The following is a 25,119-nucleotide window of genomic DNA, read 5'->3' as shown; positions in this document are numbered from 1 at the left end:
GGACGATGGATAGATTGTGATTTAATGTTGTGAATTACAAATATAAATTACATTTGTAATTCATAGTATCCATCTTTTTCCATCCTCCCTTTCCTCCATCCTCCCTTTCCCCCTCCTTCAAATCAGAGATTTAAAAGAAAACCGATCGTGAAATTAGCGTCCCAGTCGAAAACGAATTGGTCGCAGCCAGTGGCGTCTTTCACAGCTTTGTAAATGTTAACTCCTGCTTTTGATTTCGCATTGGTCAGTTTCGAATAAGCCAGGGGCTCGCTTAGCGTGGTGTAACGCTCTTTTCCGTTACGTACTTCCTTCGCCATTTCGAAAGGTACACCACCGATGATAAAGCAGGTTTTACGTTTATCAGCCGGAATCTGTTTTGATTTTGAGGATACCTCTTCGTACACCTTCGAATCGTCGGCTCCGTCCTGGTAGTACTTCGCACCATAGGATTCCAGCGCAGAAACTTTACCACCTTCAATCCAGGAGATCTTGGTGTTACCTGAGCCAATGTCCACCACAAATGCCTTATCCGCATACTCCGCAGGCAGTACCGATTTAAGTGCCAGCTGACCTTCCTGTTCGGCAGTTACCTGGTTTACCACATAACCGATCGACTTCAACACACGCGTGATCTTTTGAGTTACCTCGGCTTTCGCGGCACCGGAGCTTACCACAAAATGGATGTCTTTGCTGCCCACACCGAAGTCGAGCATGCCGCCAATGTACTTTTTAAGACCCACGCGGATATCCTCGTCCGTGGCCATATTCTCAGTCACCAGGCTGTTCCCAAACTCGGACTTTTCCAGTGACCAGTGTTTTTGCTTATCTACTTTGATAATAAAAGAATTGAATCCGCTTGCGCCAAGCTCAACAACCCCTTTCAGTTTCCCGTCGACCGGCGCTGGAGCGGTATAGCTGAATGCGGCTGCGTCGGAGGTAACTGCTTCTGAATTCCCGGCAGTGGATTCGCTTGGGGCGCTTTCGTCTTCACCAGCGGTTGTGGCCTGACTTTCTGGGTTCTCGGCGCGGTCTTCGGCCATTTGGGTGAGCGCTTTTTGACCGCCCAGGTACTTATATCCTACAAATATTGCTCCTAAAATAAGCGCCGTGATAATCAGGCGGCCAGCTACTGTGAGTCTTTTCATGGGTTTGTGTTAAAGATGAACAATGTTAAATAGTTGAATAGAATGGGTTAGTCGAGCAGCCCGCGGTAGCTTGAATCCTTAGGTACCTCTGTTGGCCGGCTTGAAGGTGCCTGTGGACTGTCGAGCTGGATCAGCTTGAACTGACCTGAGTTGTAAGCTTCAAGCATAGCTTGTCCCTTATCAGATAACAGCCCGTTTTGCACGTCGACACCGTTAATAAAGTCGAGTGAAAGGTCCATTGCGCGCTTCATTTCGCCCAGCTTCTGGCTCATATCGTCCTGGATATACTCCATTGACTCGTCGAAATAAAACTTCTTGTCCGGGTTACCTTTGAAGATACTGATCGCCGTGCGCAATGCATTGGAGCTTTCCTTCACGATCCGGTACTCGGCTTCTTTCAGCTTCACTTTGATTTCGGTCTCTTTAATAATGTAATCGGCGCTTTTGTTCACCTTTTCCATAAATTCAAGAACCGTTTTCATATTCCTTTGAAGCGGGAAAAGCTTCTCGTTCATCTCCTGCAAGCCTGCACCTTCAATCGTTGCGAGCGAAGCAGTTTCCTTCATTCCAGGTCTGTCAAGCATGGTACCTGCCTTGTTAGCCTCTGCAAACTTCTGCTTGATCCGCTCGTTGTTCTCATTGATATTCTTGTTCAGTTTCACAAGCTGACCTGCGAGTGTGTTGATCTGTCCCTGCATTTTCTCGCGCTTTTCTTTCAGGTCATCAATGTAAATTTTCATGATCGCGATCGGATCCAGTTTGATAACCAGCCCGGTGATTTTCCTCATCAATGTTTTAAAAAGGAAGAAAACAGCAGTGCGCACATCCTTGCTGGTAAACAGGAAGATGACCAGCGCGAGTACGGCCATTAAAAAGCCGAGGTACAAAGTGTTTTGCGTCACCTCGATCAGGAATGCGGCAATTTTGTTCCAGTAGTAAAGCGCAGCCGCGCCGACGCCACCTATAAAAAGGAGCGAGGTAATTCCCTCGGGTTTACTCCAGTAAGACCGCTTCGAAGTATCTTCCTGCGATCCGCCTATTTGTGTAAAATCTGGTGTTGCCATTTTTCGAGAAGTCAGGTTATTTGAGATACTGGTTTATTTTGTTCAAGTCCGATTTAATTTGTTCAACAAAGCTGAGATATGTAATCTCGAAACTGTCTTTGTTCGCATTGATCTTTGCGCTTTGTTCTGCTACCTCACCTGAAATTTGTCCGAGGCGGTTTTTGTTTTCATCTATTCTCCTCTGAATGTCAGCCAATTGCTGCGCCAGGGAGCCGTTTGATTCTTCCAGTCGCTTCTGCTCGTCCTGCAATGCACCGACCCGGTCTTTAATTGCTTTTTCTACATCCTTCAAAAATGAGCTCCGGTCTTTATCCAGGATAGACAGGTACTGGTTTGCAGAGGATTGCAGAATGGAAGTTTCCTTTGCGCCGCCCATTGCTTTGAAACTCGCCCAGGCTGCCTGGAACTGCTTTTCTTCTCCGAGTCCCAGGCCTTCCATGTTTTGTAAAGCCTGTTTATACTCAAAATAGTCGGGCCCGGGAAGGTTGGCTTTTTCGAGCAGGCTTACAAAGTGTTCAACAAACTTGCGGTCAATGTTCATTGTGCCCGCCACATTCGGCACAGTAGGTGCGACGGTCTGCCCTGGCTGTTCAGCCGCTGGCTTGGTCACCGGAACAGCTTTGGCTGGTTCTTCACTCTCCTTGATAAAAAAGCTGAGTATTTTCTTTCCAATACCCGGTTCAGAGTCTGCCATCGTGTATAACTGGTTAAAATTCATTGGTTTTACCAGGTCAATATTACTAAAATTTGGAGGATATCAGGTGCGGTGATAATTACCAGTGGTAGCCTGAATTGATAAAGGCGCCGAAAATTTGGATGGATTCAGGGTGAATTGTTGAACAGTGCCGCTTTTTTACTGAAGTTTACCACAAAAACATCTTCAATATGCTTCAATTAGGTTTTAATAGCGCGATACTTGCCGATTTTGGGTTTGAACATGTGGTGCAGTTTGCTGCCAATCACGGGTTTTCCTGTGTTGAAATGATGTGCTGGCCGTCAGACAATGCCGATGCCAGAAGGTATGCAGGTGTTACGCATATCGACGTGCTCAACCTGACTCCCGCTCGCATTTCGGAAATCAAACATACCCTAAGAGAAGCCGGCGTGTTTGTGTCGGCATTGGGTTACTATCCGAACCCGCTGGATCCCGATCCGAATAAGTCTGAATACTTCCTCGAACACATTAAGGAAGTGATCAGGGGAGCGGCGAAGCTGGGCATTCCGGTTGTTACTACTTTTATAGGAAGAGACCCGTCCAAGAGTATCAAGGACAATCTGGCCCGCTTTGCAGATGTGTGGCCCGCGGTGGTGAAGGTAGCAGAGGAGAATAATATCAAAATCGCTATTGAGAACTGTCCGATGTTCTTTACAGACGACGAATGGCCAGGAGGAAAAAACCTGGCGATCAGTCCGGCTGTGTGGGACAGAATGTTCGAGATTATTCCAAGCCCTATATTCGGATTGAATTATGACCCGTCTCACATGATCTGGCAGATGATGGATGAAACTTACCCAATTTACAATTATAAATCACGTTTGCATCATGTACATTTAAAAGATGCGAAGGTTTACAAAAGTAAATTAGATAGAGTAGGGATATTGGCGAACCCGCTGGAATACCATTCTCCCAAACTGCCGGGACTAGGCGACGTAAACTGGCGGGCATTCTTCGCTGCATTAACAGATGTACGTTATCGCGGCCCGGTGGTGATCGAGGTGGAAGACAAAGCTTATGAAGGCAGTATCAAGGATGTACAAAGTGCAATCCTAACCAGCCGAAACTATGTAAAGCAGTTCTTCGCCTGAGCGAGATTAATGTAATCAGGGCTTTTCAATGAATTTCACAAGCGGGCCTATGAACCGGTCAAAATCCTCAACATGCGGCAGGTGGCCGCTGTTATCCAGCTCCGCCAGTTCGCTGTTGGGGATTGCTGCTTTTGTTTTTCGGCCCAGCTCAGGGTAGTTGCCCAGTGTTTTTCTTACATTTTCAGGCGCCAGGTTTTTGCCTACGGCGCTGCGGTCGCGCTGACCGATAATCAGCAGGGTTGGCACTTTGATCTGCGCAAACTCATAACAGACGGGCTGCGAGTAAATCATATCGTAAGTCAGGGCAGAGTTCCAGGCGATGCGGGGATAGTCTTTATTCAATGTCCATCCCGCAAGCAGGTTCACCCATTTGGTATAGCTTTCCTTCCATTTCCCGTCATAATAACTGCTCAGCTGGTAGTTTTTAATTGAATTGAAATCAGCCTTCAACTCGCTCATGTACCATTTGTCTATTGATTGATAGGGTACCTTCACCTTATAATCTTCCAGGCCGATCGGGTTTTCCAGAACCAGCTTTTCGACTGTTTCGGGATACATCAATGTAAATCGCGTTGCGACCATTCCGCCCATCGAGTGGCCTAAGACGATCGTTTTTGTAACATTTAGTTTGTCTAAAATGCGCTTTGTCCCTGCTGCCAGCTCCTGGAATGAATACTGGAAATGAAGCGGTTTTGTGGATTTACCAAAACCAATCTGGTCCGGAATAATGACCTGAAACCCTCTCTCCAAAAGCACTTTGGCTGTCTGTTCCCAGTACGCGCCATTGAAATTTTTCCCATGCAGCAGCATAACGCTCTTCCCGTTACCACGGGCAGGTTTCACGACCATGTACGCCATTCTGAGCTTCTCCGCCTGCGATTCGAACTCTACATAAGATACCGGAAAGGGATATTCATAATTTTCCAGATTGATATCCAGGTTGCGTAGCGTGTCTTTCTGCGCATTGACAGCATTACCAATTAGCGCAAAAAATATGATCAGGAGCAGTGCGGGAGTTTTCATTTATAACACAAAAAAAGGGATACCGTTATCCGATATCCCAATTCAAATTTTTATACCAGCAGTCTAGCTGATCAGTTTCGCCTTGGTTGAAAGATAAGCGGTAAGCGAGGCCAGCACACCAACGATCGCGAAAGACCAGCGCAAGTCTGCAAACTGCGCTACTATACCTATCAATGGAGGCCCGATCAAAAAGCCGATGAAGCTGATTGAAGAAACCGCGGCCAGCGCCATTCCCGCTGACATGGTGGTAGACTTACCTGCTGCACTATATACCAGCGGAACAACCGAAGATACACCGAAACCAACCATCAGAAAACCGAAAGTGGCCGGTACTAGGTAGGGGAAAAGTACTGCAACAGCCAGTCCGGTACCCATTAATGTGCCGCTGATCTGCAGCATGGTTTTTCTTCCCAGCTTGTTGGCGAGCCAGTCACCGGCGAAGCGGCCGCCTGTCATTGTACCCATAAAAGCGACATAACCCAGCGTGGTCATGGAGGCAGGAACGTGTACCGCTTCCTGGAAATAAACGCCGCTCCAGTCGAACATCGCTCCTTCGCAAACCATCGCACAGAAGCCGATCAATCCAAGTGTGAGCAGGTCACGGTCAGGCTTCACGAAAAGTGGCTGAGATTCGCCTGAATTTTTCTCGCTTTCGGGCATTGTATGTTTGTAAGCCGTAAAAATGATTAGGAATGCGGCCAGTGCAATGAATGTAAAATGAAGGTGGGGAGGAACGTTGATCGAGATAAAAAGCGAACCGATCATCGCGCTGACAAACCCGGCAAGGCTCCACAATCCGTGGAATGAGGCCATGATCGACTTTCCGTAAAGCTGCTCAACGGCAACCGCCTGTGTATTAATGGCAATGTTGGTAAGGTTACCCCACAAACCAAAGGCAAAAAGCGCAATGACCAGTTGCTCCGTGCGTGTTACAAAACCTATGAAAACCAATGTGGTAGCATATAGAATAGCGCCGATGAGCACCATTTTGCGACTTCCGTAATGGGTTACCATCCAACCTGAAATCGGCAGGCTGGCCATTAACCCGATCGGCAATGCAAGCAATACGGTACCTAAGCCTCCTTCTGTTAAATGGAGCATGTTTTTAATGTCCGGGATGCGGCTTGCCCAGGCGGCGAAGCTCAGCCCCTGAACAAAGAAGAAAGCCGCTACCGCAAGGCGCAAATACTTTCTGGAATCTGAGGGTGCAAAAATTGAATAATTCATGACTTTCTTTTTTCATTCGGGACAAAGCCCAGTGGTGTTTTGTAATTGCTTTTTATATAACTTTTTTAAGGAAATTCTGAAAGGGTGTTTGTAGCAGAAATTGTACTGCTCTTTTCAAATGCATCATCTACACTGCAAAATTAACGTATATCAGCAGATTTAGTTTCAGAATTCTTGTACTTTTTAAATGATATAAATAGGTAAGTGTTGTACAAAAGAAAGAACGTGTAATTTATTGATATTGGATTGTGCCTTAGCAGGAGGATTTGCTAAATTGTCCTTCATACATAACTCCTGTTGCACATGAAAAAAGCTGCTTTCGGTCTACTTACCTCCCTTTTACCCCTCCTTACCAACGCACAGTCTACCCAGGGCGAGCGACTTAACAGCATCCGGGCCACGCTGCCGGTGATTGAACAGCTTTACAAAGACTATGCAGAAAAAAACCATTTCCCGGGACTTGCTTTCGGGTTAGTAGTAGATGGGAAGCTGCTGTTATCGGGCGGACAGGGGTTTTCGGAGGTAGCCACTTCAACAAAAGCAACTCCTGAAACGCTTTTCCGGATCGCGTCCATGTCGAAAAGTGCGACTGCTATGGGAATTCTGGCACTGCGGAAAGAAGGTAAATTGAAGCTCGACGATCCTGCCGATCTCTACATCCCGGAGCTGAAAACAATGCGTGCAACCACCACCGACGCTCCGCCGATTACCATCAGACATTTAATGACCCACGCTGCGGGCTTTCCGGAAGACAATCCCTGGGGCGACCGCCAGCTGAATGACAAGGATGAAGATCTGATCGCATTGATCAAGAGCGGTATTTCCTTCTCCAATGTGCCGGGTGTTACCTATGAATACAGCAATCTCGGGTTTGCATTGCTCGGAAGGATCATCAGTGTGGTTTCGGGGAAACCTTATCAGCAGTATATAGATGAAAAGATTTTTAAGCCGCTGGGTATGCAGCATACCATTTGGGAATACACCGAAGCTCCCAAAAACCTGCTCGCCCACGGTTACCGGTACGAAGACGACACCTGGAAAGAGGAGGAGCTGTTGCACGACGGAGCTTATGGGGCAATGGGCGGACTGATCACCTCCATTGAAGATTTCAGTAAGTATGTTGCATTCCATTTGTCCGTATGGCCGCCCAGTTCTGCGCCGGAGGCTGGGCCTGTGAACCGCAGTGATGTGCGGGAAATGCAGATGCCGTGGAATTTCAGCGGGCTGAATGCATCTTACAAGTATCCGGGTGGTCGCGCGTGCGCCATGACGAGCGGCTACGGATATGGGCTGCGTTGGAGCCAGGATTGCACCGGACGTACCGGAATAGGTCATACCGGCGGATTACCCGGGTTTGGCAGCCAGTGGCAGATCCTGCCCGACTATGGTATCGGTATCATTGCTTATGCAAACAGGACATACGCGGGAATGGCGAACATTAATACGGCTGTTCTGGATACGATCATCACATTGGCCGGTCTGAAACCACTTCCGTTACCGGTTTCCGATATCCTCAAACAACGAAAGCAACAGCTCGCTTCCATGTTGCCCGGCTGGCAGAATGCAGAGCAAAGCGGGATTTTCGCGGAAAACTTTTTCCCTGACAGGTCGCTTTCGCATCGCAGGAAAGAGCTGGATCAATTGCTGGAAAAGATTGGCAAAATCAGCGGGTCGTCAGATATGGTTGCAGCTAATAACCTGAGGGGCAGCTTTATGTTAAAAGGAGAGCGGGGCGATATCCGGGTGTTTTTTACATTATCACCTGAAAATCCTGCATTGATACAGCAGCTCGATTTCTCACTTTCTAAATGATCTGATGTAAATCTGATGTAAAATTGAATTGCGGATAGGGGGAGGCTGTTCCTGGATTGTCTGGTAGGAAACAACGCAATCTTTATGAAAAAGGGAATCTTACTACTCGCAATCATTTTGTACACCGCTGTAACTAACCAGGTTGCGGCACAGGAAAATCAGACCATTTTTAAAAACTCCGGGATTCACAAGTCTGGTGGTTATGTTGCACTATCTAACAAGTTTACAAGAATAAACGGCAGCTTTGCCAGTATGCCGGAGATTTACGGAGGCTGGTTTATCAATAGAAAACTGATGCTCGGCGTAAGTGGGGCTGCTACGACCAACTATATTCCTGTCCCGCTGGTAAATCAGAATTTTGCCGCTAATAAAATGTCATATCTGTATGGCCAGTTCGGTCTAATGACGGAATATGTGGTAGCTTCTACCAGGAAAGTGCATGTGAATGTAAACCTGCTTACGGGCTCAGGATTTACATTGCAGTACGATCGCTTCGACGATGATGATTGGAATGACAACTTCTGGAACGACGACTGGGATGATCACGACGGCGATGAAAACGCACGCTTCTTCTTCGTAATGGAGCCGGGTGTGCAGGTTGAATTTAACTTATTAAAGTGGATGCGTTTTAGTCCGGGCGTATCTTACAGGCAGACCTTCAATGCAAAAGGCAATGGCCTGAGCGACAAGGATCTTAGTAACATATCTTACAACCTGACATTAAAATTCGGTATCTTCTAACAGGAGCCGGGTAAATCTGGTTTTAACGAGGACAGTCGGCCCATTATTTTTCGTCTCAGGGCAATAGGAACAAATTTTGTACTGTTATATATCAATCGCACACCATATTAGTTCTAAACCATACGAGGATGAAAGTTTTGGGTTCACTGTTTTTCGGTCTTACAATGCTGGCAAGTTCACTTTGTCATGCACAAACTTTATATGATGTGATCGTAGCAGGCCGCACCATCGGCTCCCTCCGTGTTTTTGATGATAAGGCGGCAGATAACAGTGAAACACACCGGATTGAGTCTGATTTCAAGATCATGTTTTATAAAGGAAAGTATGCAACCCAGACCAATTATGTGCAGGGAAAGCTGGTATCTGCTACTTGTTCGCACCATGTGAATGGAGATTTAAAGGAGAAAACCCAGACGAAAAGCAGCACCAAATCCTTGTACGAAGTGCTGTTTTCGGGAGAAGACGGGGAAGATAAGCCCAGAATTGAGCTCAATGCGCCCATAAAAAGCACAATAACCGGCCTCTATTATAAGGAGCCGGTTAATGTGAATGAAGTCTATTCAGAACGTTATGGGAAAATGTGCAGTGTCAAAAAGATATCCGAAGGAAAGTATGGCGTGGTGCTGCCTGACGGCAAGCAGGGCGTTTATCTATACAAAAATGGTCTCTGCCAGGAAGTTAATACCGATCTTGCCGGTTTTAAATTAAGAATTGTGTTAAATGAAAAGCGGCTTTAAACTCCTTTCCCAAAGCTGATCAAATCTTCACTGCGGAGTTGTTCCGTATCTCTTCATTAGCCACCTTCACGATCACGTCACCCTCCTGAATCTCCCCGAAAACCTCAGTCAGATCGTCGCTGCTGGTGCCCGTTTTAACCGGAATCCATACTGCTTGTCCATTATCTACCCGAATTACGAAGGTACCCTGCGTGGAATTGAGTACGGCAGACTTTGGAACAGCCAGCGAGGCAGCACCTGCACTCAGAGGAATGGAAACTTCGGTGATCATACCGGGTAAAAGTTTTCTATCACTGTTAATCACGTCCATTTCTGTTCTTTGCGAGCGTAAACGTGCGTCTAGTGCACCTGAAAGCCTGGTGACTTTCGCTGTAAAGTTCTGGTTCGGGAGCGACCTTACCTTGAATTGAACAGCGCTGTTGCCTTTCAAGTAGCTGGTATAAGCCTCGGGAACACTCACCACGAGCCGCAGCTTCCGTTGCTCCACCAATGTGAACAGCGGAAATTCAGAACCTTTGCCCGTTGGCCCTACATAGGCGCCTGCGCTCACATTGCGGGCTGTAATGACACCACTGAAAGGGGCACGTATTTCAAGATAATTTCTGGTGTCGGTGATCTCCCTGCTTGTGGAGCGCGCCGCGTCAAGTTGCGCCAGGTCAGATCGTTGTTTAGCTAATGCAAGGTCCAGATCGTTTTGTGAGACAGTCCCCGGCGTTTTGCTGGTTTCAAGCAGCCTTTCATAATTTGCTTTGCTGGCTTTATAAATTGCCTCCTGGGATTTCAGCCGCGATTCACTCGTCGTAAGCTGGGCGGTAAGTTCCGGGGCTTCCATAGATGCAAGCAGTTGTCCCTGTTTCACTTCACTTCCCACATCGACATGCAGCTTTTTTACAAAACTGCTGACCTTCGCATAAAGGTCAACCTGCTGAAAAGGAATCAGTTCGCCTGGAATTTGGAGATTGGAAGACAACTGTTTCTTTTGAACGGTAACAGTTTCAAGTACCGGCGCTTCGGCTGGTTTCTCTGCCTTCGCCGCCTCTTCCTTTTCCGCCTGGGACGGACCACAACCCTGAAAGGCAGTCAGCGAAGCTGCAACCAGGAAAGAGGTGATTAGTTTTTGATTATTTCTCATGATGTATCGGGTTCAAAAAGGATTACCGGGTTGTTGGAACATAATATTTGCTTTCTTCATCCTCAGGATCAAGGGATACACTCTGGGTACTGGCTTTACCTTGTCCCCAGGCAAATGCGAGCGGCAGAATAAACAATGCGGCAAATGTGGAAGCAACAAGTCCGCCGACCACCGCGCGGCCAAGTGGCGAGGATTGGTCACCCGCTTCTCCCAAACCGCTCGCCATGGGTATCATACCCACCACCATCGCCACAGCGGTCATTACAATAGGTCTTAGTCGCAAACCGGCAGATTCTTTGGCTGCTTCAATGGCATTGCCGCTGTGCTTACGCAGCTGTTCTGCATTGGTAATCAATAAAACCGCATTCGAAATAGATACGCCCACCGACATAATAATGCCCATATAAGATTGCAGGTTCAGCGTGGAGCCGGTTACCATCAGCAATGCAAGGGAGCCGAGTACCACCGCCGGAACCGTTGCGAGTACAATTGCTGATACTTTGAAGGACTGAAAATTGGCGGCTAGCATCAGGAATATGACAACAATAGCTACAACCAACCCATTTTGAAGACTGTCCAGGGTATCGGTCAGCGTTTGACTTAGTCCGACAAGCTCAACAGAAAGTCCGCGGGGTAACTCGCCCAGATCAGCCAATGCAGCTTCTACGTCCTTTTTCGCAATCCCCAGATCGGTATTATTCAAGTTGGCAGTCACCGAGAGCACGGGCATTGAACCAAGGTTATCGTTTTCACCGTATGTGGTATCCGGCGTGATAGTGGCTACATCACCGAGCACAGGCCGGTTGGAGTTACGGAGCAAGGGTATTTCGCCAATCTCATTGACGTTATTCATCTTGTTCTCAGGAATCTGGACCTGCACACTGTAACTGAACCCGCCTTTTTCATCCACCCAGATATTTTTATCCGTGTAACGCGAAGACGACGTGGAGGCTGTGAGCGATCTTGAAATATCATTCATATCCACACCCAGCTGCGCCGCGCGAATCCGGTCTACTTCTATATTAATGGAAGGATATTTATTCGATTGTCCCAGCTGGATATCACGCAGGTAACTGATCTGGCTCAGCCTGGCAATTACCTTTTGCGCATATTTTTCATTCAGCTTCTTGTCACGTCCCGACATTCTTACCTCAATCGGCGTAGGAGAGCCCTGGCTCAGGATCTTATCCGTGAGTTCAATGGGTTCAAATGAAAGTTTGAGATCAGGAATATCGCGGCGAACGCTGGCCCGGATCTTCTCTTTCAGTTCATCCAGATTGGTATGAAAACCTTCTTTTAGGCCAACCTGCAACACCGCTTCCTGCGGTCCTGCCATCCAGAGATAAATGGGGTTAACAGAAAATAAGGCTGGGTGCTGGCCCACATAAGCAGAGGTAACCGAGACATTTTCCGCACCCACAATATCTTTGATCGCCTGAATGGTCTTCAAAGTCTTCTCCTCTGTCCGTTCAATGCGGGTCCCCTCAGGCGCACGCAACCGCACCTGAAACTGGCTCCCATTCACCTTTGGAAGTACATCTTTCCCTATCGTTCCAAGCATCCAGGCTGCAAGTGCGGTAGTGACAATCAGGTAAGAAACAACGATAGGCTTGCGGAAGGGGATAGTTCTTTCGATAAACCGCATGAATCGCGCTCTTACACGCTCAAAGAAGCTTATTTTACCATCCTGGTCAAAATCCGCGCGGTTAACGAGTGTTTCCTTTTGCTCGTCTTTATTTCTGCTCAGGCCCGAAGCGGCAAATTCTTCGGAGTCGGTCATCTCGGTTCCGTCTGCCTTTTTGTGGTGCTTGACTTTCATGATCCAGTTGGCCATCACCGGAACGAATGTCTGCGCGAGAAAATAAGAGACGATCATACTGAAACCGATCGCCAGCGCGAGCGGAAGAAACAAGGAGCCCGGAATGCCGCCCATTGTAAATGCAGGCGCAAATACGGCCAGGATACAGAAAAGAATCAGCAGCTTGGGGAATGCAATTTCCTGGCAGGCATCCCAGATCGCAAGCGCCTTGGGTTTTCCCATATCGAGATGCTGGTGAATGTTCTCGATGGTTACCGTACTTTCATCAACCAGAATCCCGATAGCAAGCGCCAATCCACTCAGCGTCATAATATTGATCGTTTGCCCAAACAGGTTAAGGAACAAAACACCTGCAATAATGGAGGTTGGGATCGTTAAAATAACGATCAATGCACCGCGGGGATCGCCCAGGAAGAGTAACACCATCAATCCGGTAAGTACCGCGCCGATCGCACCTTCCGTAAGCAGACTTTTCACGGAGTTCATTACGTAAGTCGACTGGTCGAACTCGTAGCTGATCTTCACATCTTCCGGCAAAGTGCTTTGAATGCGCGGCATCGCCTTTTTCAGGTTTTGCACTACTTCCCAGGTGGAAGCATCTGCGCCTTTGGCAATGCTGAGGTATACCGAACGTTTTCCATTCACAAGCCCGTAACCAGCCGTAATATCCGCACCATCCTCGATCGTTGCCACATCTCGCAAGTAGAGGTTTTGAACAGTACCCTTGAATAAAGGAATGTTTTCAAAATCTTTTACGTGCCGAACCGTGGTGTTGGTGGGCGTAATGTAGTTTTTATCACCGATCCGCACATTACCCGAAGGCGCCGTCTGGTTGTTCACGCGCAAAGCCTCTACCAGCTGATCGGTAGAGATATTATGCGAGCGCATCAGCTCGGGATCGGCTTTTACAACAATAGTCCTGATATTTCCACCAAAAGGGGGAGCTGAAACCAAGCCGGGAATGGACGTAAATGTGGAGCGTACGTACACGTTCGCAAGATCGAGCAGCTCATTGTTGGAGCGTTTTTCACTGCTTAGTACCAGCTGCCCCACAGGCAATGTGGAGGCATCGAATCGGATAATGAACGGAGGGTTGGAGCCGGGAGGAAAAATAGCCTGCGCCCTGTTCGTAAATGCACTCAGCTCAGCCGAAGCCTGCGCCATATTGGTTCCCGGGTAGAAATTGATCTTCATCAAAGTCAGTCCCTGGATGTTCTTGGTCTCAATGCTCTTTATACCATTGACATACAACAGGATGTTGATGTATTGTTTGGCAAAAAAGGTTTCCATCTGATTGGGGGTATATCCGCCAAACGGGTGGGCAATGTACATAACGGGCAGATCAAGCTTGGGGAAAATGTCAATCTTGATGTTCCGTACTGCATTGATACCGAAAAAGAATAGACCCGCCACTACAACCATGATCGTGATCGGTTTACGCAGCGCAAAGCGGATTAAATCCATTAGTTAAGGGGTAAAGGTTTGTTATTTATGGTCAACCAATGACCAAATGTCACTGTTCCAGAAAAATGCCGAAGTCTCCCGCCGCCGCGGCTTTCAGCAGCAATGCCTGCCAGAGGTTGTTCAATGCGATATCGCGATTAGTCTCGGCGCGGTTCAGAATGTATAGTGCCTGTGTCATGTCGACGATGTTACTTAATCCGTTTTTGTACAACACGCTCTTCTGCAGATAGGCATCGGACGCTGATTTTACCTGTACCGGCGCTTCCTGCGCATTGGCGGCTGCATTCCTGATTTTGTTTTCTGATAAAAGCAGCTGGTTTTTGATCTGCTGTTCAGCCAGGTTATACTCTTCTTTCAATGCATTTGAAATAAATCCCTGCGCCACCGCCTGCTGCCGCGTGCGAAGTATGTTCGTCATATTCCAGGTAGCGCCGATACCCAGCAGATAGTTGAATCGAACAGGCTTGATACCTTCCAGATAGTTTTGTGTAAAAGCACGCTGATCCACCGCATAGTTGGAGGAAAAGCCTGCGCCCCGACCCTGAAACACGCCAAAGAAAGAGAAAACCGGCATTCCCAGCGTTTGGATATACTTCACTTGCTGCTCGCTTACCGCGACCCGGTTTGTGTAAAACCGGAGCAGGGGATGGTTTTCCAGCTTAGGTATGGTATCCGCCACCAGTCTGGGCATTCTCGTGATGAAAGTGCTGTCAAGCATGAACCGTTGTTCGGTAACACCCATTAACCTCGCGAGTACATTCGCCTGTTCCTGTTCCAGGTCGCGCGCCTGGGTAATGCTGATCTTTGCATTGGATACCTCCGCATTGGCGAGCGAGGAGTCTACGCCCGGGATCAGCCCGTTTTTAGCGCGGGTTACTACCACATTCTTTAATGCATTGGCGCGTTCAAGGTTGTTTTCCCACGATCGGACCAGCCTTTGTGCCGCCAGCAAGTTCAGGTAAGCGCCGGCTACGCGTATGCTGTGCTGAAATTGTTCCTGTGTCAGATCACTTTCATCGCGCACAACTGTAGACTTTGCTACGTTGATCCGCTCGCGGGCTCTTCCGAATGCGAAGAAATCCCAGTTTACATTCGTCAGGTACAATGCACCGAATGCGGCATTCCAGTTCTGGCTGCCCAGCGGCAGACCCGAAGAAGCTACCGCAAGTCCCATCCCGTAAAGCGGGCCGTTCTGTCCGTTTACAGTTCCGTAATCCTGCTGCGCAGAAAGGTTTAGGTTGGGAAGGTAATCTTTCCGGCTTTGCGCCACGGTGGCTTTTGAAGCGCCGAGATAGTTGGTTTTCGCGCGGATGGTACCGTAGTTGGTCAGTGCTGTTTCGACTGCATCGTGCAGGCTAAGTACCTGCGCGGTGGCCTGTGCGCCGGGATTCAGCAAATAAAAGGGCAGGAGTAAGTGAAATAAACGTTTCGACATATAGTAGGTCCGGGTTTGCACCGGGGTTTAGGAGCTATGCTTTCGTCGTTCTGCGGATCAGATCTCAGTCGCAGGTATTATGTACTACAATCAAACAATAAATTATAAAATTCAAACACTATATCTTTCATTGGTTCGGTACGACTTGGGGGTGATACCGGTTTGTTTTTTGAAGAGATTGTTGAAATAAGCGGGATATTCAAAGCCAAGACAAAATGCGATTTCGGCAATGCTCCAGTTCGAGTGCCGCAGCATTGCTTTTGACTGGACCATAATTCTTTCAATGATGTGATCCGTGGTGGTTTTGCCAGTTGTTTCCTTTAATGCGCGGTTGAGGTGGTTTACGTGTACATCCAGGCGCGCAGCAAAGTCCTTGGCTGTCTTAAGTTGCAGCTTGTGCTCAGGCGATTCAATGGGAAACTGTCTTTCCAGCAGGCCGTGGAATGAGGCAGAAAGTCGCGCCGACCCATTTGCGTGAATGTCGTTGAGCTCGGAAGGCTGCATTTTCATGGCCTCGTGGGCGAGCACATTCACGTAATTCCGCATCAGATCGTATTTGTGTGCGTAGCTGGAAGCGATATCCTCCTGCATTTTGCCGAAGATCCGTAACAGATAATCCTGCTGTTCTTCGCTGATGAAGTAGACCGGGATACTGTCTGCCCGGAGTATCGGACAATCATTTACAGTCGCCGACCTGCTCATACTGCTCAGGAACTGATCGTTGAAGAGGCAAAAGAATCCGGATTGCTCATGGGACTTTGCCTGCCAGGAATAGGGGACGTTGCGGTTGAAGAACACTAATGCATTCTTATCAATTTCAATCTGGTGATTTCCGTAAGAAATGACCCCTTTGCCGATGATCAGTGATATTTTGTAAAAATCCCGGCGCGCATATGAAGTGTATTTCGGGCAAAATACACGGGAGAAAACGTTGATGTGCTCTTCGTTACGGGAAGTACTGTCCGGGCGTTCTACACCTTTGGCAGCTGGGTGCGTCTGGTAAAAATGCGCTACGGTCTCGCTCGGTATCATGTGTTGAAATTATGAAATTCAAATATTCACCACAACTGATACCTGTTAAAAATTCATTAAACGAAGGAAGAACTTACAATTTTCATACTTTTTCAATTTTAAACAATCTTTAAAACCATAAAAGGCAAAGAGCCAGCGCGATGTGCGTGGCTCTTTGCCTTTTGGATTTAGAAACAGTTTGTTAACCTAAGCAGCCGGTCCCGGAGGACCGGCCTTGCCTGACAGGATTATTGCGGCTAATCTACTGTCGGGTATGTTGATCCGTCTGCGCTGTTCACATTGTCAGCCATTTGTACCGTGTCACGCACAGGTGCCAGAACATTCTGGGTTTTGTAGTTACGTGGCGAAGTCAATGGATTAAGCTGCACGCCTTCTACCTTGTATTCGCGCATTACCACCATGGTAGCGGGTCTTGGCGCATACTTTGGCGTGGTGCTCATGTATTTGCTGCGCTGGTATTTGCCGGCGCGCTCAACAGTTTTCAGGTTGGCAACCTCGACTGTGTTCTTCCTATTCGCCTTCGCTGCTGCAGCCTTGTTTGGATGCTTGTAATTGTGCACCGAAATGCCGGGATCAACGATAGACTGGGCTTTTGCCTGGAAACTAAGTATAGTTATAGCTGCAACTGCTGCAGCAAGAAATTTTAGATTTTTCATTTTACATTCAATTTAAAAGTACTTCAACTCAACCCTTTTCATTGGGGTTTGTTCTAATTTAATACCTTAAAGGATGATTGTAAAATTCATTAATACTCTCCTAAAACTACTTCGAGGAGAAATTCAGCTTCAATTTTAAGCCGTTTTTTAAGTAGAAATGCAGGAAAAGAGAAAATGGGTTTCTTCTGAACAATAGGTTGTTAAGAAAATTTAAAATATCCTAAAAACAGGTTTTTTCTGCACCCGGAAAAATTTTATAGAAGCATTAAAAATTTAATGAGTTTCTAACCACTTTCTAATGATTTGTGGAGCAGGCGTGCAAATTGTCATTGCAGCAGTGCCAGGGCTGAGGATTGAATTCCACTGCAGATACGATCAACGGGAAGATCATTGCTGTCCTCACCGAACGGATCTTCAATTTCCTCCGCAATTACTTCCAGGCTCGCGAGAATGTAAAACACGAACATAACGAAAGGGACCACGAGGAAATGCAGGCTGAATGCATAGCCGATCGGCAGGGTAAGGCAGTAGGTGAAAATAAACTTTTTGATGAAAGAGCTGTAAGACAATGGGATAGGAGTGTTCTTGATCCTTTCACAGGCGCCGCAAATGTCGGTAAATGCTTCAAGCTGATTATTCAGAAGAATGGTATGTTCCGGCAGTATAGTCCCGTTTCTTTGGAGCTCGATGACCTTGCTGAACATCGCCGCCGCAATCTGATTGGGAACGTGGCCGCTATCTTGCAACGATTCGTGGTTCATACCTGGCGTTTCCTGAAATTCTTCCGGGCGGAACTGGCTGCGGAGGTGATTTTTGAGTGCGAATGCATAATTCGGGATCATCTTTTGAAAGAAAAGCCGCTCCTCCCGGTGTCCTTCCGGCAGCAGCCCACTGATTTTAAGCGCGAGATTCCTGCTGTTGTTCATCAGCGATCCCCATTGCTTTCTGCCTTCCCACCAGCGGTCGTAAGCTGTATTTGTTCTGAATACCAGCAGCATAGAGATTACAAAACCCAGCAGCGAATGCATGAGCGAGATATTTTTCAGATCGGTATTGGTGCCGAGGTCGAAGTAAATCAGCACCAGGTAAGCTACCACTGCCGAATACACGCCGATGGTCAGGATCAGCGGCGTCAGCTTGCGGACAGTATCCCCTTTTTGAAAATAGAATATGTAGCGAAACCACTCTTTGGGATTATAGTCGATCATATGAACTTGACTCGGTCGATCAATTTAAAAAACTCTTTGAAGCATTTGGCCGTCAGACGCGCGTCTTCCAATGCATTGTGCGTGTCCTCCTCGCGTTCGAAACCAAAGTATCCTGCCACGGAACCCAGACTCAGCGAGCGCGGGACCATTTTGCCGTTCTTTTCCATGATCTGGAAGAAGAGATAGGATACTGTGTGCAGGTCGAGCATTTTGTTTGAAAACGACCATTTCATTTTCTCGCTTCTGTAAGCAAACCGGAGAAAGTTGATATCGTTGATCACACTCTGCCCGCAAATGATCACATTGGAAAGCCCCGGCTTGCCCGCATTCATTTTCTTGATCCACTTCTCGAATTCAGGCAGCACGTCGTAAATCATCGGAGCATCTTCAAGGTCGATCATCGAAAGTCCGTGTACTTCCTCCGACTTGACTGAAAACGCTTCTTCGTTCTCGGGATACACGTTTTGCAGGTAAGTGCCTTTGGAGGTCCAGCTATCGTCAAAAAACTCCGCACCAATCTGGATAATCTCATTCCAGCCTGGCTCCGGGCCGGTCATTTCTATATCGAGGACGAGAAAGGACATATATATAATGTTACAGGAAAATCAATTTGATTGTAAAAGCGGAAACTCAAAGCCCTTATTTTGCGTACAAAACTAGATAAACATTACATTTTTACGATTCGATATCCACTCATTTATAAAATGCCGATAGACTATAACCAAATACCCTCGCCCTGTTTTGTGCTGGAAGAGGAACTGCTCCGCAAAAACCTGCAACTGATTGACGGTGTCCAGAAAGCAGCAGGCTGCAAGATCATTCTTGCGTTGAAAGGATTTTCAATGTACAGCGCGTTTCCAATTGTAAAGGAATACCTGAGCGGTGCTACTGCAAGTTCTTTGAATGAGGTGAAGCTGATCAATGATTTCCTTGGTGTGAAGGCGCATACTTATATGCCAGCCTACCTGGATAGTGAATTTCCAGAGATTCTGGAGAGGAGCAGTCACATTACTTTTAACTCACTGAGTCAATGGGAGCGTTTCCAGAGCAGGGTGGAGGAGTTTAGATCTGTAAACCCAAATCATGCACTTTCATGCGGGATCAGGGTAAACCCCCAGTATTCAGAAGTAGCAACAGAGATGTACAATCCCTGTGTACCAGGCTCGCGGCTGGGGGTAACACGCGATAAATTGCCCGATACACTGCCGGAAGGTATAGAAGGTATCCATTTTCACACACTTTGCGAGAATGGATCAGACACTTTGGAGCGAACGTTGGTCGCTCTGGAGGAAAAATTCGGTGATTTGCTGCATCAGGCCAAGTGGCTGAACATGGGAGGCGGACATTTAATGACTAGGGAAGGTTACGATATTGAGAAGCTAATTGCATTAGTTAGTACTATCCGTCAGAAATACGACTTACAGGTCATACTGGAACCAGGTTCTGCAATAGCCTGGCGAACTGGCGAGTTGGTGACAACGGTGCTCGATGTAATGGATAGTCAGGGAATTCAGGTAGCAATCCTCGATACGTCCTTTGCAGCCCATATGCCCGACACTTTGGAGATGCCCTACAAGCCCGTTATCACCGGTGCACACCAGGAACCGGTAGCAGGTAAACCAACTTACAGAATGGGAGGGATGACTTGTCTGGCAGGCGATTTCATGGGCGATTATTCCTTCGATCAGCCATTGAACATAGGCGATAAAATTATATTTCAGGACATGATCCACTACACTATGGTAAAGACCACTACATTTAACGGTGTTAACTTACCTTCCATTGGTATGTGGAAATCAAATCAAGAATTTAAGCTGATCAGGAGCTTCGGCTATGAAAGTTTTAAAGACAGGTTATCGTAGTAAATGATTGCGTGAAGAGGATTTTGGCGCAAATCTTTTCGTGGAATATTCTAATTTGTTTGATTGAATGAAAGAATGATAGAATAGAGATTTATTCAGTCATTCTTTCATTTAATCATTCAAAATGCTACCGCGGTAGCATTGGAAAGAGACGCTTGATTTCTTCCGGCGTGGGTTGTTTGCCGTACTCACAAATCTCAAAAACTTCAACAAACCGGATATCCTTCGCCTTGTCTGCACCATACCATTTTTCAAGTGAAGTCCTGATTTCCGGGGTAACTGATGAGCGTTTTTCCATAGAGGAAGTCAGCCATTTTTTACGCTCGGCAGGATCCTTCGGGACGTTAGCAAGATCACCACTTGTCCAGGGTAACCACTCGTAAAACTGAGAGGTATGTGCATCCAGTCCATCTACTTTTTTAGCAAGAATATTCGTGATATCGATGGCAATGTCGGGACGGAATGGATTTGGTTTCTGGAAGCGATCGCGGAAGTATAGAAAAACCGGGTTCTTGGTCAGCGGCGGCACACTGCTAAGTATATTAGGTACAATCACGAGGTAAGCAGCATCCTGCACAACCACGCCCGTGTTACGGTGATCGGGGTGGTAATCGTTCGTGCGCGGCGCAATTACAACGTCCGCGTTCCATTCTCGTATCTTCCGGATGACCGCTAACCTGTTTTCCAGCGTAGGGAACAACTCTCCGTCATGGTTGTCCAGCACATCATAAGAGATACCTAGTCGCTTCGCTACTTCCTTGGTCTCCGCGAGCCTGCGCCGCGCCAGCTCACCGCCGCCTATATCCTGGTGACCGGCGTCACCATTTGTCAGCGATACAAACTTGACTTTATGTCCCATGGAGGAATAAATGGAGGCGATGCCACCTGCGCCAAGGTCGCAGTCATCGGGGTGTGCACCGAATACAATGATGTTGAGCGGCGCTTTCGGATCTGGTGCATTTTGGGCAGAAACGGCGGATCCCGTCAAAAGCAATGCAGCAAGCAGTAATTTTTTTCGCATGGAAGAAATGGGTTTAAGGGTTGGACGAAAAGACCCGGAATCGCTTGTAGAAATAGTGCTCCGGATAATTTTCAATTTACTTTATAAAGAAACATTTCGGATGCATTTAACGAAAAATCATAGATGATTGCGCTTCAACTGCTTCATTGTAGCAGCTGTCGTAAAATATTTATATTTCATAACTCATCAGACTGACAAATGATTAGTCTGTACGAGTGAACATTTAAAATGGTGCGGCTAAGATTCTTTCAATAATCGTGTATCTTTGTATCCCGTAATCATAGAAAAACAGCAACGTCTTATGGCTGCTAAAGCACAAAAGACCGCGAAGTACATTTTCGTTACGGGCGGTGTTACATCTTCTTTAGGCAAAGGAATAATTGCCTCTTCATTAGCAAAATTGCTGCAAGCCAGAGGGCTTTCAGTCACGATTCAGAAGTTCGATCCTTATCTTAATATTGATCCAGGTACCATGAATCCGTACGAACATGGCGAATGCTATGTTACCGACGATGGTGCCGAAACTGACCTGGACCTCGGCCACTACGAGCGTTTTCTGAACGTTCGTACTTCACAGGCCAACAACGTCACTACCGGACGTATTTACCACAATGTCATTACAGCTGAGCGCCGCGGCGACTTCCTTGGGAAGACTGTGCAGGTTGTCCCGCACATTACCGATGAGCTGAAAAGAAACATGCTTCTGCTCGGCCAGACAGGCGATTACGACATCGTAATCACTGAAATCGGAGGTTGTGTCGGTGATATCGAGTCACTTCCTTTCCTCGAAGCAGTGCGCCAGGTGAAGTTCGAGATGAACGAGCATGATGTACTGGTTATCCACCTCACGCTGATCCCTTACCTCAACTCGGCAGGCGAGCTTAAAACCAAGCCAACCCAGCACTCAGTGCGTATGTTGCAGGAGTCGGGTATACAGCCGGATATCCTCGTTTGTCGCAGTGAACACCCGCTTCCTTACGATATCCGTAAGAAAATAGCCTTGTTCTGTAACGTTCAGGTGAATTCGGTGATCGAAGCAATGGATGCGGACACAATTTATGCTGTGCCTTTGCTGATGCTCAAAGAGCGCCTCGATCAGCGTGCATTGTATATGCTGGATATTTATAATGATAAAGATGTGGACCTGGATTCCTGGAAAACATTCTTGTCAAGACTGAAAAATCCGGTTGACTCCGTTCGCATTGGGCTCGTAGGTAAGTACGTGGAATTGCATGACGCATATAAGTCCATTGTAGAATCGTTTATTCACGCAGGTGCGGCCAACGAATGCAAGGTAAATATCGAATGGATCCATTCGGAGAGTCTGACTACTGACAATGTAGTTGAGAAACTTGAAAACCTGGATGGCGTACTGGTAGCTCCCGGTTTTGGTGAGAGAGGTATTGAAGGAAAAATCGCAGCGATCCAGTTTGTCCGTGAGCACAACATACCTTTCTTCGGGATCTGTTTGGGAATGCAAATGGCGGTGATTGAATATGCCCGCAATGTGCTGGGCTGGGAGAGTGCGCATTCCGTTGAAATGGATGCGGCAACTGACCACCCGGTTATTCACCTGATGCAAGATCAGAAAGATATTTCCAATAAAGGCGGTACCATGCGTTTGGGAGCTTATGCCTGCAAGATCAAAAAGGATACCCTTGCCCACCGTATTTACGGCAAAGCCAATATCAGCGAGCGCCACCGCCACCGCTATGAGTTCAACAGCAAGTATCTCAAAGATTTTGAAGCAAAAGGATTACTGGCAACAGGTATCAATCCCGAGAACGACCTGGTTGAGATGGTTGAGCTGCCGAGTCACCCATTTTACATTGGTGTGCAGTTTCACCCTGAGCTAAAAAGTACGGTAATGAACCCGCACCCGCTTTTCGTCAACTTCGTGAAGGCGGCGCTGGATTATTCCCTTCAGAAAAAATCAGTGGAATCGTTAAATCCTTCCATGAGCTGAGCGGCAAACCGATAAAGGAAAAACTTATTACCTTTGCCGTCCCTTGGGGACTTCTCTTTTAACAATTTAAGTAAATAATGGATAAAAATTTTATTATCGGCTTAGTACTTATCATGCTAATGCTGATTGGCTACCAGATCCTGGTTCCGAAACCGGTGGAACCAACGCCTGTGGAGCAAACCAGATCAGATACAGTAAGAAGAGCAGCAGCTACTCCGATATCAGCCTCCGATTCCAGTAATACCTCTACAAGCAGTGATTCTGTTGCAAAAGCCGAAGCAAAGGACCTGGTAATTGAAACGCAGGATACCCGCGTTGTTTTTACCAACAAAGGCGGGGTTTTGAAAGAGGTTATGTTGAAGAAATACAAAACCTACGACAAAAAGCCCCTCTATCTTATCTCAGAGGCACATAACCAGTTTAAAATTGACTTCCCTACGCAAACAGGTGATGTGACACTTACCAATGTGTTCTTCTCAACAGACGCGCAGGATCAGCAGCTGACAGAGAAGGATTCGGCAATTGTTACTTACCGGGTTAACCTTAAAAACAACCAGTTTGTTGAGCAGACCTACGTGGTGCACGGAGCTGGGTATGTGATTGATTACAGCATTAAGTCGAACGGACTTGGATTGGGTGATAAGTCAGTGACTTTCAACTGGCAAAACGACCTTTTGCAACTTGAGAACGACATGAAGAAAAACCGTGAAGTGGTGACAATCAACTACTACACGGACGAACTGCTGAGCTTGCCCACCAGCCCTACTGCAAACGAAGAGGAAAAAACAGCTGATCCGGTGAAGTGGTTTACCATCAAGCACAAATACTTCCTGGCTGGTTTGATCGCCGACAAACATCCATTTAACAATGTCGCATTGAATGCGAATGTGAACCCGAATGATTCAACGATCGTGAAAACGATGCGTGTTTCGGCGGGTATCCCGATGTCATCGATCCAAAAGGGAGAGGCCAAGTTCCAGTTCTTCCTGGGGCCAAACGATTACCATTTGGTAGACAAAGTGCAGGCAGAGAATTTTGACGAGAACGTTTACCTTGGTTATGCATTTTTGAAGCCGATCAACAAGTTTTTCCTTGTTCCGCTTTTTAATTTCCTTGAAAAGTTTGTGAGCAACTACGGTTTGCTGATCATTTTGCTGGTGTTGTTTGTAAAAACACTTTTAACACCGCTGACTTACAAATCGTATATCAGCATGGCGAAAATGAAGCTGCTTGCGCCTGAGCTTGAAGAGATCCGCGCACAAAATCCGGATGACCTGGCGAAGCAGCAACAAGATCAGATGAAGCTTTACCAGCAGGTGGGCGTAAGTCCGTTGAGCGGCTGTATCCCGGTACTTGCTACTATGCCGATCCTGTTCTCGCTGTTCTTCCTCTTCCCGAACCTCATTGAATTACGGCAGCAATCATTCCTGTGGGCAAGCGATTTGTCGACGTACGATTCATTCATAAAACTGCCGTTTACAGTTCCCTTCGGAGTTGGTAACCACATCAGCTTATTCACTGTGATGATGACTGCTTCCAGTATCGGTTATGCCTATTATAATAACCAGATCACGCCTACGCAGCCCGGACCTGTGAACATGAAAATGTTGGGTTACATTATGCCGCTGATGTTCATGTTCGTTCTGAACTCTTTCCCGGCTGGTCTTACATTCTATTATTTTGTTTCAAACGTTGTGACGATCGCACAGCAGTTGTTGATCAAACGCTTTGTAAACGAAGACAAGATCAGGTCAATCCTGGAAGAAAACAGACGCAAAAACGCGAACGGAGAGAAGAAGCAGACGAAGTTCCAAAAGTATCTGGAGAAGTCACTTCAGGCAGCAGACGAAGCGAAAAAGAAGCAGGCTGAACTCGAGAAACGCTCGAAAAAGAAATAAAAGGTTTTTAGAATCGTAATATATGGGCAATATTTCCAACCGGGAATGTTGCCCGTTTTTTTCTCTTCAAA

General features: G+C 47.0%; 20 protein-coding genes. 7 read left to right on the top strand and 13 right to left on the bottom strand.

The features are described 5' to 3' along the window. Window positions 1-122: 122 nt before the first annotated feature. Genes AC1XTG_RS01100 through AC1XTG_RS01090 form a run of 3 tightly spaced genes read right to left on the bottom strand, consistent with a single transcriptional unit; the run spans window position 123 to window position 2,903 of the window. Complete coding sequence (locus tag AC1XTG_RS01100) at window positions 123-1,145, bottom strand: hypothetical protein (protein WP_484840670.1); 1,023 nt, start codon at window positions 1,143-1,145, stop codon at window positions 123-125. A 47-nt stretch (window positions 1,146-1,192) separates the two neighbouring features. Further along, window positions 1,193-2,209: a hypothetical protein gene (locus AC1XTG_RS01095; RefSeq protein ID WP_484840669.1), complete on the bottom strand. Its 1,017-nt coding sequence runs from the start codon at window positions 2,207-2,209 to the stop codon at window positions 1,193-1,195. Between the two features lie 16 nt (window positions 2,210-2,225). Next, window positions 2,226-2,903 carry a hypothetical protein gene (locus AC1XTG_RS01090; RefSeq protein ID WP_484840668.1) on the bottom strand — a complete coding sequence of 226 codons (678 nt, stop codon included), beginning with the start codon at window positions 2,901-2,903 and terminating at the stop codon, window positions 2,226-2,228. Between the two features lie 191 nt (window positions 2,904-3,094). On the opposite strand from AC1XTG_RS01090, the gene AC1XTG_RS01085 reads away from it, so the two are divergent. Then, window positions 3,095-4,015, top strand: coding sequence for a sugar phosphate isomerase/epimerase family protein (locus tag AC1XTG_RS01085; protein ID WP_484840667.1), 921 nt, complete (start codon window positions 3,095-3,097; stop codon window positions 4,013-4,015). A 15-nt stretch (window positions 4,016-4,030) separates the two neighbouring features. Here AC1XTG_RS01085 and AC1XTG_RS01080 read toward each other — a convergent pair whose 3' ends face one another. Both AC1XTG_RS01080 and AC1XTG_RS01075 read right to left on the bottom strand, forming a co-directional pair. Next, window positions 4,031-5,038 carry an alpha/beta fold hydrolase gene (locus AC1XTG_RS01080; RefSeq protein ID WP_484840666.1) on the bottom strand — a complete coding sequence of 336 codons (1,008 nt, stop codon included), beginning with the start codon at window positions 5,036-5,038 and terminating at the stop codon, window positions 4,031-4,033. A gap of 63 nt (window positions 5,039-5,101) precedes the next feature. Then, complete coding sequence (locus AC1XTG_RS01075) at window positions 5,102-6,265, bottom strand: MFS transporter (RefSeq protein ID WP_056287867.1); 1,164 nt, start codon at window positions 6,263-6,265, stop codon at window positions 5,102-5,104. A 303-nt stretch (window positions 6,266-6,568) separates the two neighbouring features. On the opposite strand from AC1XTG_RS01075, the gene AC1XTG_RS01070 reads away from it, so the two are divergent. The 3 genes from AC1XTG_RS01070 to AC1XTG_RS01060 all read left to right on the top strand — a co-directional run bounded on the left by AC1XTG_RS01070 (window position 6,569) and on the right by AC1XTG_RS01060 (window position 9,555). Beyond that, the gene (locus AC1XTG_RS01070) at window positions 6,569-8,077 is read left to right on the top strand and encodes a serine hydrolase domain-containing protein (RefSeq protein ID WP_484840665.1); all 1,509 of its coding nucleotides are present in this window, start codon (window positions 6,569-6,571) and stop codon (window positions 8,075-8,077) included. 84 nt (window positions 8,078-8,161) lie between these two features. Further along, entirely contained in the window at window positions 8,162-8,818 is a 657-nt protein-coding gene (locus AC1XTG_RS01065) for a hypothetical protein (RefSeq protein ID WP_484840664.1), read from the top strand. 128 nt (window positions 8,819-8,946) lie between these two features. Beyond that, window positions 8,947-9,555 carry a DUF6134 family protein gene (locus tag AC1XTG_RS01060; protein ID WP_056287872.1) on the top strand — a complete coding sequence of 203 codons (609 nt, stop codon included), beginning with the start codon at window positions 8,947-8,949 and terminating at the stop codon, window positions 9,553-9,555. A 19-nt stretch (window positions 9,556-9,574) separates the two neighbouring features. Here the strand turns inward: AC1XTG_RS01060 and AC1XTG_RS01055 are convergent, their stop codons facing one another. From AC1XTG_RS01055 to AC1XTG_RS01025, 7 genes are all read right to left on the bottom strand, one after another. Then, window positions 9,575-10,687 (bottom strand): efflux RND transporter periplasmic adaptor subunit, encoded by a 1,113-nt coding sequence (locus AC1XTG_RS01055; RefSeq protein ID WP_484840663.1) that lies wholly within the window; start codon window positions 10,685-10,687, stop codon window positions 9,575-9,577. Between the two features lie 22 nt (window positions 10,688-10,709). Then, window positions 10,710-13,970, bottom strand: a complete 3,261-nt coding sequence (locus AC1XTG_RS01050) for an efflux RND transporter permease subunit (protein WP_484840662.1) — start codon at window positions 13,968-13,970, stop codon at window positions 10,710-10,712. Between the two features lie 49 nt (window positions 13,971-14,019). Continuing rightward, window positions 14,020-15,405, bottom strand: a complete 1,386-nt coding sequence (locus tag AC1XTG_RS01045; RefSeq protein WP_056287878.1) for a TolC family protein — start codon at window positions 15,403-15,405, stop codon at window positions 14,020-14,022. Between the two features lie 111 nt (window positions 15,406-15,516). After that, a complete protein-coding gene (locus AC1XTG_RS01040; RefSeq protein ID WP_484840661.1) occupies window positions 15,517-16,437 on the bottom strand; it encodes a helix-turn-helix domain-containing protein in 921 nt (306 codons plus the stop codon). A 236-nt stretch (window positions 16,438-16,673) separates the two neighbouring features. Beyond that, window positions 16,674-17,093 carry a hypothetical protein gene (locus AC1XTG_RS01035; RefSeq protein ID WP_056287882.1) on the bottom strand — a complete coding sequence of 140 codons (420 nt, stop codon included), beginning with the start codon at window positions 17,091-17,093 and terminating at the stop codon, window positions 16,674-16,676. A gap of 326 nt (window positions 17,094-17,419) precedes the next feature. Then, complete coding sequence (locus AC1XTG_RS01030) at window positions 17,420-18,301, bottom strand: bestrophin family protein (RefSeq protein ID WP_056287885.1); 882 nt, start codon at window positions 18,299-18,301, stop codon at window positions 17,420-17,422. Then, window positions 18,298-18,885, bottom strand: coding sequence for a 3'-5' exonuclease (locus AC1XTG_RS01025; RefSeq protein ID WP_056287888.1), 588 nt, complete (start codon window positions 18,883-18,885; stop codon window positions 18,298-18,300). The genes AC1XTG_RS01030 and AC1XTG_RS01025 overlap by 4 nt, the downstream gene beginning before the upstream one ends. A 120-nt stretch (window positions 18,886-19,005) precedes the next feature. On the opposite strand from AC1XTG_RS01025, the gene nspC reads away from it, so the two are divergent. Beyond that, window positions 19,006-20,163 carry a carboxynorspermidine decarboxylase gene (gene nspC, locus AC1XTG_RS01020; protein WP_484840660.1) on the top strand — a complete coding sequence of 386 codons (1,158 nt, stop codon included), beginning with the start codon at window positions 19,006-19,008 and terminating at the stop codon, window positions 20,161-20,163. Between the two features lie 127 nt (window positions 20,164-20,290). On the opposite strand, the gene AC1XTG_RS01015 is transcribed toward nspC, so the two are convergent. Then, window positions 20,291-21,184, bottom strand: coding sequence for a PIG-L deacetylase family protein (locus AC1XTG_RS01015; RefSeq protein WP_484840659.1), 894 nt, complete (start codon window positions 21,182-21,184; stop codon window positions 20,291-20,293). A gap of 301 nt (window positions 21,185-21,485) precedes the next feature. Between AC1XTG_RS01015 and pyrG the strand changes: the two genes are divergently transcribed. Both pyrG and yidC read left to right on the top strand, forming a co-directional pair. Then, window positions 21,486-23,150, top strand: coding sequence for a CTP synthase (gene pyrG / locus AC1XTG_RS01010; protein ID WP_056287891.1), 1,665 nt, complete (start codon window positions 21,486-21,488; stop codon window positions 23,148-23,150). Between the two features lie 77 nt (window positions 23,151-23,227). Then, a complete protein-coding gene (gene yidC / locus AC1XTG_RS01005) occupies window positions 23,228-25,048 on the top strand; it encodes a membrane protein insertase YidC (protein ID WP_484840658.1) in 1,821 nt (606 codons plus the stop codon). Window positions 25,049-25,119 lie beyond the last annotated feature (71 nt).

The organism is Dyadobacter sp. HNCC25DJ183 (assembly GCF_056895175.1).
The sequence above is the reverse complement of the archived record's forward strand: the minus strand, read 5'-3'. Positions and strand labels throughout refer to the sequence as shown.

Excerpts from the sequence above, each read along its gene's own strand:
- AC1XTG_RS01015 (WP_484840659.1), bottom strand. The coding sequence starts at position 21,184 with ATGCGAAAAAAATTACTGCTTGCTGCATTGCTTTTGACGGGATCCGCC.
- AC1XTG_RS01040 (WP_484840661.1), bottom strand. The coding sequence starts at position 16,437 with ATGATACCGAGCGAGACCGTAGCGCATTTTTACCAGACGCACCCAGCT.
- AC1XTG_RS01090 (WP_484840668.1), bottom strand. The coding sequence starts at position 2,903 with ATGGCAGACTCTGAACCGGGTATTGGAAAGAAAATACTCAGCTTTTTT.
- AC1XTG_RS01080 (WP_484840666.1), bottom strand. The coding sequence starts at position 5,038 with ATGAAAACTCCCGCACTGCTCCTGATCATATTTTTTGCGCTAATTGGT.
- AC1XTG_RS01075 (WP_056287867.1), bottom strand. The coding sequence starts at position 6,265 with ATGAATTATTCAATTTTTGCACCCTCAGATTCCAGAAAGTATTTGCGC.
- pyrG (WP_056287891.1), top strand. The coding sequence starts at position 21,486 with ATGGCTGCTAAAGCACAAAAGACCGCGAAGTACATTTTCGTTACGGGC.
- AC1XTG_RS01100 (WP_484840670.1), bottom strand. The coding sequence starts at position 1,145 with ATGAAAAGACTCACAGTAGCTGGCCGCCTGATTATCACGGCGCTTATT.
- AC1XTG_RS01095 (WP_484840669.1), bottom strand. The coding sequence starts at position 2,209 with ATGGCAACACCAGATTTTACACAAATAGGCGGATCGCAGGAAGATACT.
- AC1XTG_RS01030 (WP_056287885.1), bottom strand. The coding sequence starts at position 18,301 with ATGATCGACTATAATCCCAAAGAGTGGTTTCGCTACATATTCTATTTT.
- AC1XTG_RS01055 (WP_484840663.1), bottom strand. The coding sequence starts at position 10,687 with ATGAGAAATAATCAAAAACTAATCACCTCTTTCCTGGTTGCAGCTTCG.
- AC1XTG_RS01065 (WP_484840664.1), top strand. The coding sequence starts at position 8,162 with ATGAAAAAGGGAATCTTACTACTCGCAATCATTTTGTACACCGCTGTA.
- yidC (WP_484840658.1), top strand. The coding sequence starts at position 23,228 with ATGGATAAAAATTTTATTATCGGCTTAGTACTTATCATGCTAATGCTG.
- AC1XTG_RS01070 (WP_484840665.1), top strand. The coding sequence starts at position 6,569 with ATGAAAAAAGCTGCTTTCGGTCTACTTACCTCCCTTTTACCCCTCCTT.
- AC1XTG_RS01050 (WP_484840662.1), bottom strand. The coding sequence starts at position 13,970 with ATGGATTTAATCCGCTTTGCGCTGCGTAAACCGATCACGATCATGGTT.
- AC1XTG_RS01060 (WP_056287872.1), top strand. The coding sequence starts at position 8,947 with ATGAAAGTTTTGGGTTCACTGTTTTTCGGTCTTACAATGCTGGCAAGT.
- nspC (WP_484840660.1), top strand. The coding sequence starts at position 19,006 with ATGCCGATAGACTATAACCAAATACCCTCGCCCTGTTTTGTGCTGGAA.
- AC1XTG_RS01035 (WP_056287882.1), bottom strand. The coding sequence starts at position 17,093 with ATGAAAAATCTAAAATTTCTTGCTGCAGCAGTTGCAGCTATAACTATA.
- AC1XTG_RS01085 (WP_484840667.1), top strand. The coding sequence starts at position 3,095 with ATGCTTCAATTAGGTTTTAATAGCGCGATACTTGCCGATTTTGGGTTT.
- AC1XTG_RS01045 (WP_056287878.1), bottom strand. The coding sequence starts at position 15,405 with ATGTCGAAACGTTTATTTCACTTACTCCTGCCCTTTTATTTGCTGAAT.
- AC1XTG_RS01025 (WP_056287888.1), bottom strand. The coding sequence starts at position 18,885 with ATGTCCTTTCTCGTCCTCGATATAGAAATGACCGGCCCGGAGCCAGGC.